This window comes from Mycobacterium sp. WMMD1722 (assembly GCF_049315205.1).
Lineage (GTDB): Bacteria > Actinomycetota > Actinomycetes > Mycobacteriales > Mycobacteriaceae > Mycobacterium.
The window spans coordinates 478,401-491,887 of record NZ_CP186056.1; the positions used below are offsets into that span (position 1 = coordinate 478,401).

At 69.2% G+C, this 13,487-nt stretch carries 12 protein-coding genes; 9 read left to right on the forward strand and 3 right to left on the reverse strand.

Annotation, left to right across the window (positions count from 1 at the left end):
- Positions 1-10 precede the first annotated feature (10 nt).
- On the reverse strand, positions 11-859 hold the full coding sequence (gene panB, locus ACN27E_RS02225) for a 3-methyl-2-oxobutanoate hydroxymethyltransferase (protein WP_422746394.1): 849 nt from the start codon (positions 857-859) through the stop codon (positions 11-13).
- A gap of 158 nt (positions 860-1,017) precedes the next feature.
- Between panB and ACN27E_RS02230 the strand changes: the two genes are divergently transcribed.
- The 9 genes from ACN27E_RS02230 (at position 1,018) to ACN27E_RS02270 (ending at position 12,436) form a co-directional block, all read left to right on the forward strand.
- Positions 1,018-2,409: a WS/DGAT/MGAT family O-acyltransferase gene (locus ACN27E_RS02230; RefSeq protein WP_422746395.1), complete on the forward strand. Its 1,392-nt coding sequence runs from the start codon at positions 1,018-1,020 to the stop codon at positions 2,407-2,409.
- 70 nt (positions 2,410-2,479) lie between these two features.
- Positions 2,480-4,024, forward strand: a complete 1,545-nt coding sequence (locus tag ACN27E_RS02235) for an alpha/beta hydrolase (RefSeq protein WP_422746396.1) — start codon at positions 2,480-2,482, stop codon at positions 4,022-4,024.
- A complete protein-coding gene (locus ACN27E_RS02240) occupies positions 4,012-4,464 on the forward strand; it encodes a GNAT family N-acetyltransferase (protein WP_422746397.1) in 453 nt (150 codons plus the stop codon). The genes ACN27E_RS02235 and ACN27E_RS02240 overlap by 13 nt, the downstream gene beginning before the upstream one ends.
- A gap of 59 nt (positions 4,465-4,523) precedes the next feature.
- Positions 4,524-6,053 carry an alpha/beta hydrolase gene (locus ACN27E_RS02245; RefSeq protein ID WP_422746398.1) on the forward strand — a complete coding sequence of 510 codons (1,530 nt, stop codon included), beginning with the start codon at positions 4,524-4,526 and terminating at the stop codon, positions 6,051-6,053.
- A gap of 58 nt (positions 6,054-6,111) precedes the next feature.
- A complete protein-coding gene (glnA, locus tag ACN27E_RS02250) occupies positions 6,112-7,452 on the forward strand; it encodes a type I glutamate--ammonia ligase (protein ID WP_422746399.1) in 1,341 nt (446 codons plus the stop codon).
- Positions 7,453-7,495: 43 nt separating this feature from the next.
- Complete coding sequence (locus tag ACN27E_RS02255) at positions 7,496-10,459, forward strand: bifunctional [glutamine synthetase] adenylyltransferase/[glutamine synthetase]-adenylyl-L-tyrosine phosphorylase (protein ID WP_422746400.1); 2,964 nt, start codon at positions 7,496-7,498, stop codon at positions 10,457-10,459.
- A 10-nt stretch (positions 10,460-10,469) separates the two neighbouring features.
- Positions 10,470-11,099, forward strand: coding sequence for a PaaI family thioesterase (locus ACN27E_RS02260; protein ID WP_422746401.1), 630 nt, complete (start codon positions 10,470-10,472; stop codon positions 11,097-11,099).
- Positions 11,100-11,106: 7 nt separating this feature from the next.
- Positions 11,107-11,967 (forward strand): TIGR03619 family F420-dependent LLM class oxidoreductase, encoded by an 861-nt coding sequence (locus tag ACN27E_RS02265; protein ID WP_422746402.1) that lies wholly within the window; start codon positions 11,107-11,109, stop codon positions 11,965-11,967.
- Between the two features lies 1 nt (position 11,968).
- Complete coding sequence (locus ACN27E_RS02270) at positions 11,969-12,436, forward strand: DUF1348 family protein (protein WP_422746403.1); 468 nt, start codon at positions 11,969-11,971, stop codon at positions 12,434-12,436.
- Here ACN27E_RS02270 and ACN27E_RS02275 read toward each other — a convergent pair.
- A complete protein-coding gene (locus tag ACN27E_RS02275; protein WP_422746404.1) occupies positions 12,433-12,993 on the reverse strand; it encodes a DoxX family protein in 561 nt (186 codons plus the stop codon). The genes ACN27E_RS02270 and ACN27E_RS02275 overlap by 4 nt on opposite strands.
- A gap of 32 nt (positions 12,994-13,025) precedes the next feature.
- Complete coding sequence (gene dtd, locus ACN27E_RS02280) at positions 13,026-13,457, reverse strand: D-aminoacyl-tRNA deacylase (protein ID WP_422746405.1); 432 nt, start codon at positions 13,455-13,457, stop codon at positions 13,026-13,028.
- Positions 13,458-13,487: the final 30 nt, after the last annotated feature.

Consider the following 13,487-nt stretch of genomic DNA (forward strand, 5'->3'; position numbering starts at 1 on the left):
CCGAACCGGACTAGAAGGAGTGCTCCTCGGCCGGGAACGTCCCGGCCGCCACCTCGTCGGCGTAGTGCGTTGCCGCCCGGCGCAATTCGTCGCCGACCGTGCCGAAGCGCTTGACGAACCGGGCGGTGCGGCCGGCGGTCATCCCCGCCATGTCCTGCCACACCAGCACCTGGCCGTCACAGTTGGGACCCGCGCCGATGCCGATGGTCGGGATGGTGAGCTTGCCGGTGATCTGGGTGGCCAACTCCGCGGGCACCATCTCCATCACCACCGAGAACGCCCCGGCCTCCTGGACCGCGATGGCGTCGGCGATCGTCTGATCGGCCGCATCCCCACGGCCCTGCACCTTGAAGCCGCCAAGACCGTTGACGCTCTGCGGGGTGAAGCCGATGTGCGCCATCACCGGGATGCCGGCTGCAGACAGCGTCGCGATCTGCTCGGCGACCCGCTCACCGCCTTCGAGTTTGACCGCGTGGGCGCCGGTCTCCTTGAGGAACCGGGTGGCCGTCGCGAGTGCCTGGCGGGGACTCTCCTCGTAGCTGCCGAACGGGAGGTCGGCGACGACCAGTGCGTGCGGTGCGCCTCGGACCACCCCGCGCACCAGCGGGATCAGCTCGTCGACGGTCACCGGCACCGTCGTGTCGTAGCCGTACACCACGTTGGCGGCGGAATCGCCGACCAGCAACACCGGGATACCGGCGTCGTCGAAGACGCGGGCGGTGGAGAAGTCGTAGGCCGTGAGCATCGCCCACTTGTGGCCTTCGGACTTCCACTTCTGCAGATGGGTGACGCGCACCTTGGTGCGGGGCTTGTCGGCGGACGGATTGTCGGCAGCACCGTAGACGGCTTGTTCAGACATCGTTGTCCTTCGTCGAAAGGTCGGGTCGATCCTCGAGGCCACATACCGGGTCCCCGGGTTCGTCTGACATCGCCAGTCTGCCACTTCGTCACCTGGAGGTGAACGGCGCGTTAAGTGGATTTCCTCACACCGGCCCGCAGGCGCTTTACGCTGGGCGCATGCAACGGCTCAGCGGACTCGACGCCAGCTTCCTCTACCTCGAAACCCCCCAGCAGCTGCTGCACGTCTGCTCGATCCTCGAGTTGGACACCACCACCATGCCCGGCGGCTACACCTTCGCCAAGCTGCGCGACGCGCTCGAGGAACGCATTGCCGCGATGCCCGAATTCCGCGAGAAGCTCGCCGACTCCCGCTTCAATCTCGACCACCCGGTATGGGTGGAGGACGACAACTTCGACATCGAGCGGCACGTCCACCGAATCGCCGTCCCGGTGCCCGGCGGCCGCGAGGAACTCTCGGAGATCTACGGCCACATCGCCTCTCAGCCGCTCGACCGCAGCCGGCCGCTGTGGGAGAAATGGATCATCGAGGGCATCGACGGCGTCGACCCCCGCGAAGGCGGCCGGGTCGGGGTGCTGACCAAGGTGCACCATGCCGCCGTCGACGGCGTGACCGGCGCCAGCCTGATGTCGAAGCTGTGCAGCACCGAACCCGACGCGCCGGCGCCGGAGCCGGTCGCCGGAGTCGGCGGCGGCAATTCGGTGGAGATCGCGGTCACCGGAGCGGTCAAATACGCCACCCGGCCACTGAAGTTCGTCAACGCGGTGCCGAGCACGCTCAACACCGTCGTCGACACCGTCAAACGGGTGCGCGCGGGTGCGTCCATGGCCGCACCGTTCGCCGCGCCGAAGACCGCGTGGAACGCCAACGTGACCGGACACCGCAACATCGCCTGGGCGCAGCTGGACCTCGAAGACATCAAGACGGTGAAGAACCACTTCGGGGTCAAGGTCAACGATGTGGTCATGGCACTGGTCTCCGGCGTGCTCCGCAAATTTCTGCTCGATCGCGGTGAGCTGCCGGCCAGCTCCCTCATCGGCATGGTGCCGGTGTCCGTGCACGACAAGTCCGACCGCCCCGGTCGCAACCAGGTCTCGGGCATGTTCTCCCGCCTCGAAACCCACATCGAGGATCCGGTCGAACGCATCAAGTCCATCGCCGACGCCAATTCGGTTGCCAAACAACACAGTTCGGCGATCGGCGCCACGCTGCTGCAGGATTGGACCCAATTCGCCGCACCCGCGGTGTTCGGCACCGCCATGCGCGTCTACGCGGCCAGCCGGCTCTCCGGCGCCCGGCCGGTGCTCAACCTGGTGATCTCGAACGTGCCGGGTCCGCAGATCCCGCTGTACTACATGGGCGCCGAGGTGACGGCGATGTACCCGATCGGGCCGGTCTTCCACGGCGCCGGACTCAACATCACCGTCATGTCGCTCAACGGCAAGCTCGACGTCGGCATCGTGTCGTGTCCGGAGTTGCTGCCGGACCTGTGGACTCTGGCCGACGACTTCGGTCCCGCGCTCGCAGAGTTGCTCGCAGCCACCGGGTAGCGCCCGGCCGCCGGGCCCCGGCGAGCGCCCTCACCGGGGACGATCGGAGTTCATGGCAGCATGTGTTGCCATGAGGCTTGGGAACGGCAGTCGCAAGGGCGGTCGCAAGGTCGTAGTGGCGGCCGCGATCGGGCTGCTGCTCGCCTCGGGCTGCAGCAAGTCCACCGACGGCGAGGCGACGGTCGGGGTGCCCCGGCCCGGCTCACCCGTCGCGTGGGGTCCCTGCGAAGCGGCTGCCCCGTCGGACGCGGTGCGCATCCCCGGCGACGCCGAGTGCGGACTGCTCTCGGTGCCGGTCGACTACAACAAGCCGGACGGCGAGGTGGCGCGGCTCGCGCTGATCCGGTTCAAAGCGACCGGCGACAAGATCGGCTCCCTGATGATCAACCCCGGCGGCCCGGGGGAGTCCGGTGTGCAGGCCGCGGTGTCCATGCTCCCGAACATTCCGTCCTCGGTCCGCGAGCGCTTCGACCTGGTCGGTTTCGACCCGCGCGGTGTCGCATCGTCCAGCCCGGCGGTGTGGTGCAATTCCGACGCCGACAACGACCGCCAGCGGGCCGATCCGATGGTCGACTACTCACCCGAGGGTGTCGCGCACATCGAAGGTGAGCTCAAGGCGTTCGTGCAACGCTGCTTCGACAAGTCCGGCGAGGAGTTCCTCGCCAACGTGGGCACCGAGAACGTCGCGAAGGACCTCGATGCGATCCGCGAGGCGGTCGGCGACGAGAAGCTGACCTACCTGGGCTACTCGTACGGCACCCGCATCGGGGCCATCTACGCCGAGCAGTTCCCGGACAAGGTGCGCGCGATGATCCTCGACGGCGCGGTCGACCCGAACGCCGATCCGCTCGAGGCCGACATCCGCCAAGCCACCGCATTCCAGACCGCGTTCAACGACTACGCCGCCGACTGCGCCAAAGACCCCAGCTGTCCGCTGGGCACCGATCCGGCCAAGGCCGTCGAGGTCTACAAGAGCCTGGTCGATCCGCTGGTGCAGAAGCCGGCGGCGACCGACGACCCGCGCGGGCTGAGCTACAGCGACGCGATCGTCGGCACCATCCAGACGCTCTATTCGCCGAACCTGTGGCGCTATCTGACCCAGGGCCTCACCCAGCTGCGGGCCGGGCGCGGTGACGCCCTGCTGTCGCTGGCCGATCTGTACATGCGCCGCGACGCCCAGGGGCACTACAACAACTCCACCGACGTGCGGGTGGCGGTCAACTGTATGGACCGGCCGCGCATCACCGATCCCGCGAAGGTCGTCGAGCAGGACCGCAAGCTGCGCGAGGTCGCCCCCTTCATGAGCTACGGCGAGTTCACCGGCCACGCCCCCATGAGCACCTGCGCGTTCTGGCCGATCAAGCCCAGCAGCGAACCGCACGAGATCGCGGTACAGGGGCTGCCGCCGCTGCTGGTGATCTCCACGACCAACGATCCGGCCACGCCGTACCAGGCCGGTGTGGACCTCGCCCGTCAGCTCGGCGGCACGCTGCTCACCTTCGAGGGCACCCAGCACACCGTCGCGTTCCAGGGCAATTCCTGCGTCGACGAGATCGCCGCCAAGTACCTCATCGATGTGACCGTGCCGCCGCCGGACACCCGGTGCACCAGCTGACGATCAGCGCGGTGACCGCGGCCGACCTCGACGATCTGAGGCCGCTGCTGCGGGGCTACTGCGACTTCTACCGCGTCGACCCGACCGACGAGGCGCTGCGGACGCTGTCGCTGGCGCTGCTGGACGACCCCGACGAGGGCGTCCAGCTGATCGCCCGCGACGGCGCGGAAACACCGGTGGGGTTCGCCACGATCTACTGGACGTGGCAGACACTGCACGCCGGCCGGGTCGGCGTGCTCAACGACCTCTACGTGGTGCCGGGAACCCGGGGCGGCGGCATCGGACGTGCCCTCATCGAGCGCTGCCTGCAGCTGTGCCGGGACCGTGGCGTCCCGAAGCTGGTATGGGAGACCGCGCCGGACAACGTTGCCGCACAGCGGCTTTACGACTCGCTGGGCGCCGAGAAGTCGTCCTGGCTGAGCTACGAACTCGACGCCTGATCACAGCCAGGTCACCGTTTGACCCCGAGGACGGTCCCACCGGCGTCAGCCGTGCGACCATGATCGCCATGTGGTGGGGAGGCCGGCGGTCGCTGGCGGCTGCGGTGGCGACGGCCGTGCTGGCGGGTCTGGTCGCCGCGCCCGCGGCGGCCAGCCCCGAAGGTGGCGCGGTCGGGTCCTACGGCCAGCCGCCGGTGTGGGGGCCGTGTACGCGAATCGTCGACACCGTCCCCACCGCGCAATGCGGCACCGTGTCGGTTCCGGTGGACTACGCCCGCCCAGACGGCCCGCAGGCGCAGCTGGCCGTCATCCGGGTGCCCGCGTCGGGTGACCGGATCGGCGTCCTCATGGTCAACCCGGGCGGGCCGGGCGCGTCGGCGGTCGACACGGTGGCCGGTATGGGCGTCGGCTTGGCCGACACCGAGATCACCCGCCGCTTCGACCTCGTCGGCTTCGATCCGCGCGGGGTCGGACACTCCACGCCGCAGCTGCGCTGCCGCACCGATGCCGAATTCGACGCCTACCGTCGCGAACCGCTGGCCGACTACAGCCCGGCCGGTGTCGCGCACATCGAAGAGCTCTATCGGCAGTTCGCCCAGCAGTGCGCCGACCGGATGGGGCTGGACTTCCTGGCCGGTATCGGGACCGCATCGGCGGCCCGCGACATGGACGTCGTGCGCGGCGCGCTGGGGGAGAACCAGATCAGCTATCTCGGATTCTCCTACGGCACCCAGCTCGGCGCCGCCTACGCCGGGCAATACCCGCAGCGGGTGCGCGCGATGGTGCTCGACGGTGCCGTCGACCCCAGCCAGGACCCGATCGCCAAGAATCTGCAGCAGCAGGCCGGATTCCAGAAGGCGTTCGACGCCTACGCCGCGGACTGCGCCGAATCCGCCGGCTGCCCGCTGGGCACCGACCCGGCCGGCTTCAACGACCGGTTCCACCAACTCGTCGATCCGCTGGTGGCCCGACCCGCGGCCACGCCGGATCCGCGCGGCCTGAGCTACCAGGACGCCATCACCGGCACCGGCAACGCCCTCTACAGCGCGCGCTACTGGCCCTACCTCACCAGCGGGCTGCTCGGCCTGCAGCGCGGTACCGACCCGGGTGACCTGCTGACCCTGGCCGACGACTACCAGGGCCGCAACACCGCCGGGCAGTACTCCAACGCCCAGGACGCCTTCACCGCCATCCGCTGCGTCGACGCGACGTATCCGACCGACCTGGCGGTCTACGCGGCGGCCGACCGCCGCTCGCGTGAGGTGGCGCCGTTCTTCGCCTACGGTCAATTCACCGGATACGCCCCCCGCGACGTGTGCGCCCTGTGGCCGGTGCCGCCGACCTCGGCGCCCGCCCCGGCGACCAGCCCCGGCCCGGGCAAGGTGGTGGTGGTCTCGACCACCGGAGACCCGGCGACGCCGTACGCCGCGGGCGTGGCGCTGGCCAAACAGCTCAACGCCTCGCTGATCACCTTCCAGGGCACCCAGCACACCGTGGTGTTCAACGGCGACGCCTGCGTCGACACCGCCGTGGTGCGCTTCCTGGTCGATGCCGTGGTCCCGCCCAACGGGCTCGTTTGTCACACCTAAATCGCCGAGCTAGCAGCGCCGTAACACAGAATTAACAGCTGGAACCTACGCTGCGCTCATGGATCGCCAGAAGGAATTCGTGCTCCGCACGCTGGAAGAACGCGACATCCGCTTCGTCCGGCTGTGGTTCACCGACGTCCTCGGTTATCTCAAGTCGGTGGCGATCGCCCCGGCCGAGCTCGAAGGCGCCTTCGAGGAGGGCATCGGCTTCGACGGTTCGGCGATCGAGGGCTTCGCACGCGTCTCCGAGGCCGACATGGTGGCCCGGCCCGATCCGTCGACCTTCCAGGTTCTGCCGTGGGCCGACAGCTCCAAGAAGCACCATTCGGCCCGCATGTTCTGCGACATCACGATGCCCGACGGATCCCCGTCATGGGCGGACTCGCGCCACGTGCTGCGCCGCCAGCTGGCCAAGGCCTCCGATCTCGGATTCTCCTGCTACGTGCACCCGGAGATCGAGTTCTTCCTGCTCCAACCCGGCGCCTACGACGGCACCCCGCCGACTCCGGCCGACAACGGTGGCTACTTCGATCAGGCCGTCCACGATTCGGCGCCCAACTTCCGCAGACACGCCATCGACGCCCTCGAACAGATGGGTATCTCGGTGGAGTTCAGCCACCACGAGGGTGCGCCCGGCCAGCAGGAGATCGATCTGCGCTACGCCGACGCCCTCTCGATGGCCGATAACGTGATGACGTTCCGCTACGTCGTCAAGGAGGTCGCGCTCGGTGACGGAGTGCGGGCGTCGTTCATGCCCAAACCGTTCGCCGAACACCCGGGCTCGGCGATGCACACCCACATGAGTCTGTTCGAGGGTGAGACCAACGCCTTCCACAGCCCCGACGACCCGCTGCAACTCTCCGATGTCGCCAAATCGTTCATCGCCGGCATCCTCGAACACGCCAACGAGATCAGTGCCGTCACCAACCAGTGGGTGAACTCCTACAAGCGGCTGGTGCACGGCGGCGAGGCCCCGACGGCCGCGTCGTGGGGCGCGGCCAACCGCTCGGCGCTGGTGCGGGTGCCGATGTACACCCCGCGCAAGGCGTCGTCGCGTCGCATCGAGGTGCGCAGCCCCGACTCGGCGTGCAATCCCTACCTGACCTTCGCCGTACTGCTCGCCGCCGGGCTGCGCGGCGTCGAGAAGGGCTACGTGTTGGGCCCGCAGGCCGAGGACAACGTGTGGAGCCTGACCGCCGAGGAAAGGCGAGCCATGGGCTACAAGGAACTGCCCGGCAGCCTGGGCGTCGCGCTGGCCGATATGGAGAATTCCGAACTGGTCGCCGAGGCCCTGGGCGAGCACGTGTTCGACTACTTCCTGCGCAACAAGCGTTCGGAGTGGGAGACCTACCGCAGCCACGTCACCCCCTACGAGCTCAAGACCTACCTGAGTTTGTGACCGGGGTGTCCGGGTAACAGGTCCTGCGCGCTACCTTTGCGGTGTGACCCGACCCTCCACCGAACGCGCGAAGTTGCCCAGCGTCGGTCGGCTGGGACTGGTCGGGGAGCAGGCCGCCGGCCACCTGGCGCAGCTGGGCTGGAACACCGACCGGTACGTCGAACTGCTGTGGTCGCTCTCGCGTGCGCCGGATGCGGACAGCGCGCTGTACACCATGGTCCGACTGGCCGAGGCGCTCGGCGACGGTTGGCGCGAACTCGACGATGCGCTGCTCGTCGACAAATGTCTGCGCGGACGGCTGTTCGCCGTCCTCGGATCGTCACTGGCACTGGGTGATCACCTGGTCGCCCATTCCGACCGCTGGCGGCTGCTCGCCGGCAAGGTGGAGCTCCCGTCGGCGCAGGCACTGCGCACGGCGTTCGCCGAACTGGCCACCGACGCCGCGGACGGCGCGGCGGCGATGGCGCCGCTGCGCGACCACTACCGGGACCGACTGCTGGTCCTGGCGGCGCTCGACGTCGCGCCGACGGTGGAGAACGAGCCGGTACTGCCGTTCCCGACCGTCGGTGAACACCTCTCGGATCTGGCCGACGCCGCCTTGGGAGCCGCCCTGGAGGTGGCGATGCGGTCGGTGTGCGGCGATGGCGACCGCCCGCGCATCGCGGTGATCGCGATGGGCAAATGCGGTGCGCGGGAACTGAACTACGTCAGCGACGTCGACGTCATCTTCGTATCCGACCCGGCCGACGCGATCGCCACCCGGGTCGCGGGGGAGATGATGCGGTTCGCCGCGGACGCCTTCTTCGAAGTCGACGCGGCGCTGCGGCCGGAAGGTAAGCACGGCCAGCTGGTCCGCACCCTGGAATCGCACGTCGCCTACTACCAGCGGTGGGCCAAGACGTGGGAGTTCCAGGCCCTGATGAAGGCCCGGCCGGCCGCGGGCGACGCCGACCTCGGCCGCCAGTACGTCGAGGCGCTCATGCCCATGGTGTGGACCGCCTGCGAGCGTGAGGATTTCGTACCCGAAGTCCAGGCGATGCGCCGGCGGGTCGAGGAGACGGTGCCGGCGGGGGTGCGCACCCGTGAGCTCAAACTCGGCACCGGCGGGCTGCGCGACGTCGAATTCGCGGTGCAGTTGCTGCAGCTGGTACACGGCCGCAACGACGAATCCCTGCATGTCGCGTCGACCGTCGACGCGCTGGCCGCCCTCGGCACCGGTGGCTACATCGGGCGCGACGACGCGGCGAACATGACCGCGTCGTATGAATTCCTGCGTCTGCTCGAGCATCGGCTGCAACTGCAGCGGCTCAAACGCACCCACATGCTGCCCGAGGCCGACGACGACGAGGCGATGCGGTGGCTGGCCCGCGCCGCCCACGTCCGCCCCGACGGGCAGCACGACGCGTTGGGCGTGCTGCGCGAGGAGCTTCGACGCCAGAGCCTGCGGGTGTCGCGGCTGCACGCCAAGCTGTTCTATCAACCGCTGCTGGAATCGGTGGGCCAGCCGGCGCTGGGCATCGAACCCGGGATGAGCACCGCCGCCGCCGAGCGTCAGCTCGCCGCGCTGGGCTACGAAGGCCCGCAGAGTGCGCTGACCCACCTCGCAGCCCTGACCGGCAGGGGTGACCGCCGTGGGCGGGTGCAACAGGTGCTGCTGCCCACCCTGCTGGACTGGCTGTCCGACACCCCCGATCCGGACGCGGGTCTGCTGGCCTACCGGCGGATCAGCGAATCGCTGATCGACCAGCGCTGGTTCCTGGCGACCCTGCGCGACGAGGGCGCGGTGGCCAAGCGGCTGATGCGCGTCCTCGGCACCTCGGCGTTCGTCCCCGATCTGCTGCTGCGTGCCCCCGAAGTCATCCAGCTCTACGCCGACGGGCCCAAGGGACCCAAACTGCTCGAGACCGAGCCGGACGCGATGGCCAGGGGACTGGTGGCTTCGGCCGGCAGACACGCCGACCCGGTGCGCGCCATCGCCGCCGCGCGCACGCTACGCCGCCGCGAGCTGGCCCGGATCGCCTCGGCCGACCTGCTCAACATGCTCGACGTGACGGAGGTCTGCCGGGCGCTGACCGCGCTGTGGGTGGCAGTGCTGCAGGCCGCGCTCGACGCCGTCATGCGCGCCAACGCGCACGAGGGCGGTCCGCCCGCGCGGATCGCGGTGATCGGTATGGGCCGCCTCGGTGGGCACGAGCTGGGCTACGGCTCAGACGCCGACGTCATGTTCGTCTGCGAACCCTGCAGCGGAGCCGACGAATCCGTCGCGGTGAAGTGGGCGGTCAGCGTCGCCGAACGGGTCCGCACCCTGCTCGGCACGCCCAGCTCCGACCCGCCGCTCGAGGTCGACATCGGCCTGCGACCCGAAGGCCGCAACGGTCCGCTGGTGCGAACCCTGGCGTCCTACGAGGCGTACTACACCCAGTGGGCGCAGCCCTGGGAGGTACAAGCGCTGCTGCGGGCCCACCGGGTGGCCGGCGACCTCGACCTGGGCGAACGGTTCCTGCTCATGGTGGACAAAACGCGGTATCCCAAGGGCGGGGTGTCGGCCGACGCGGTGCGCGAGATCCGGCGGATCAAGGCGCGGGTGGATGCCGAGCGGCTGCCCCGCGGCGCCGATCCGAACACCCACACCAAACTCGGGCGCGGCGGTCTCACCGACATCGAGTGGACGGTTCAACTGATGCAGCTGCGCTACGCCGACAAGGTGCCCGCGTTGCATACGACGTCGACACTCGATGCGCTGAACGCGATCGGTGCGGCCGAACTGATCGCCGAAGGCGACGTGGACCTGCTGCGCCAGGCGTGGCTGACCGCGACGCGCGCCCGCAATGCGCTCGTGCTGGTGCGCGGCAAGCCGACCGACCAGCTGCCCGGCCCGGGCCGTCAGCTCAACGCGGTGGCGGTGGCGGCCGGATGGGACGACGACGACGGCGGCGAATTCCTCGACAACTATCTGCGCGTGACGCGGCGGGCGAAGACGGTGGTGCGAAAGGTGTTCGGTGAGTGACTGGAAACGCATGACCGTTCCATTCCGGGACATGGACGACGAGGAGTACGAGCGGCTGCGGGCGGTGCACGAACCGCTGACCCGGGCGATCCGCGAACTCGTCGAGGCCGGCATCCACACCGATGTCGACGATGTGACAGCGCGCGAGGCGCAGGCGGCGATCGAGGCGGTCACTGAGACGCTGCGCCGCGCCCAGCGCGACCGCACCGTCCCTGTCCGGCACGCCACCACCGGCCGTCCGCTGACCTGGACGAATCCCGCTGTCGGACTGTTCAACGCGATCGCGCCGCCGATGCCGATCGAACGGGCCGCCGACGGGCGGTGGGTCAGCGAATTCACCCTCGGCGCCGCCTACGAGGGACCGCCCGGACTGGTGCACGGCGGTATCTGCGCTCTGGTGCTCGACCACCTCCTCGGCGAGGCCGCCAGCGAGGGGCTGACCCGTCCGCTGTTCACCGGCACCATCACGGTGCGTTATCTGCGCGGCACGCCGCTCGGGCCGGTGCGCGCCGAGGCGTGGATCGACCGGGTCGAGGGCATCAAGACCTTCGCCCGAGGCGAGGTGCGCGACGCCGACGGCGTGACCGCCGAGGCCGACGGGGTCTTCATCATGCCGGCCTGGGCGCGCGACGCCGGATGAAGCAGTCATGAAGTTCTACATCAGCCTGGCTTTTCTGGACACCAGCGAGGTCATCGAGATCGCCCGCGCCGCGGACGAACTGGGCTTCGACGGGGTCGGCATTCCCGATCACGTGGTGAACCTCGAGAAATTGGCGACGCCGTACCCGTACACCCGCGACGGCCAACGGCGTTGGCAACCGTTCACCCATTGGCCCGATCCCTGGGTGCTCATCGGCGCCCTCGCGCAGGTGACCACGCGGCTGCGGTTCGTCAACACCGTCTACATCCCCGCCATGCGGGACCCCTACGGGGCGGCCAAGGCGATCGGTACCGCCGCCTATCTGACCGGGGGCCGCGTCGAACTCGGTATCGGCGTCGGTTGGTGCGCAGAGGAATTCGCGCTGATGGGCCAGCGGTTCGACCGGCGGGGCAAGCGCACCGACGAGATGCTGGAGCTCTTCCGGGCGCTCTGGCAGCCGGGCTGGACGGAATTCGACGGCGGGTTCTATTCGGCGCCGCGCCTGGAGATGGAGCCCTCACCGCCGCACATCCCGATCTACGTCGGCGGCCTGTCGGACGTCGCGCTGCGTCGCGCCGCGCGCAACGACGGCTGGATCGGCGACCTCATCTCCACCGACCGGGCGATCGAGTCGGCCACCCGGGTGCGCGAGATGCGCGCCGCGGCGGGTCTTCCGCTCGACGACTTCACGATCCTGACCCCGCTCACCGATGCCGTCGTCCGCGCCGACTACGACCGCGCCGAGGCGGCGGGCATCACCCACATCCTGACCATGCCGTGGATGTTCTACACCGGTGCCGACGCGAGTACGGCCGAGAAGATCGACGGCATGAAGCGGTTCCGCAAAGACCTCGGACTGGACATCTGACATGTCACCACGCCCACCGCTACCACCGTTCACCCGCCAGAGCGCGATCGAGAAGGTCCGGCTCGCCGAAGACGCATGGAACACCCGCGATCCGCAGCGGGTGGCGCAGGCCTACACCGTGGACAGCCGATGGCGGAACCGGTCGGAGTTCGTCACCGGTCGCGAGGAGATCGTCGCCTTCCTCACCCGCAAGTGGGAGCGGGAACTGGACTACCGGCTGATCAAAGAACTGTGGGCGTTCGACGGTCACCGCATCGCCGTGCGATTCGCCTACGAGAGCCACGATGCGTCGGGCCGATGGTTCCGGTCCTACGGCAACGAGAACTGGGAGTTCGACGACGACGGACTCATGCTCGCGCGGCACGCCTCGATCAACGACCTGCCGATCGCCGAATCCGAACGTCTGTACCGCTGGCCGCTGGGCCGGCGGCCCGACGACCATGCGTCGCTGGGCGAACTCGGTCTCTAGTAGCGCGGGCGACGGAACCGGCTGAGCAGCCCACCTCGCCGAACCGGTTGCCGAACCGGTTGTCCGGTCGCGTAACCGGCCGGCGCGGCGGTGCCGGTCACCACCCGGTTGGCGCCAACATTGCCGGCCAGGGTGCGGCCGCGGCGGCGCGCGTCGACCGACAACGCGCCCGCCCCGAGCGTGGCCAGCAGCAGGAATCCGAAGCAGTAGAGCAGCGCCGGCTCACCGTTGTTGGCCAGCGGCCAGAAGCTGCCCTTCGGGCCCTCCAGCGGCGGCCAGTGCATCCAGAAGTACGCCACCGCCATCTCACCCGAGGCGATGAACGCCGCGATGCGGGTGAACAACCCGATGGTGATCAGCAGTCCGAGGACGAACTCGAGCAGACCGGCCCACCACATGGGCCAGTCGCCGACCGCGATCGGACCGGGGGCCGCCACCGGCCAGCCGAAGAGCTTCTGGGAACCGTGGATCAGATACGCCAGTCCGAAGACGATGCGGAAGATGCTCAGAACGGGGGACGAGTACTGCGCGAGCCGTGCGTCGAATGTGGTCGCCATGGGGTCACGCTACGCGGTTCGGTCCAGGATGTTCACAGCTCGAGCAGCACCGTTACCGGACCGTCGTTGACCAGTTCCACATTCATGTCCGCACCGAAAACTCCGGTCTGCACCTCGGCGCCGAACCCTCGCAGTGCCGCGCAGAACGCAGCGACCAGCGGCTCGGCCACCGCACCCGGGGCCGCGGCGTTCCAGGACGGCCTGCGTCCCTTCTCGGTGTTGGCGTAGAGAGTGAACTGGCTGACCACCAGCACCGGCGCCGCCACGTCGGCGGCCGACCGCTCCTGGTCGAGAATCCGCAGCCGCCACAGCTTTTCGGCCATTCTGGCGGCCGTGTCCGCGTCGTCGGTATGCGTGACACCGATCAGGGCCAGCAATCCCTGCCGCTCGGGTTCGATCGCGCCGACCACCGCGCCGTCGACGACGACCTTCGCGCGGGTCACCCGCTGCACGAGAACTCGCATGGGTCCATCAAAGCCAAGGGCCGGGTGGAG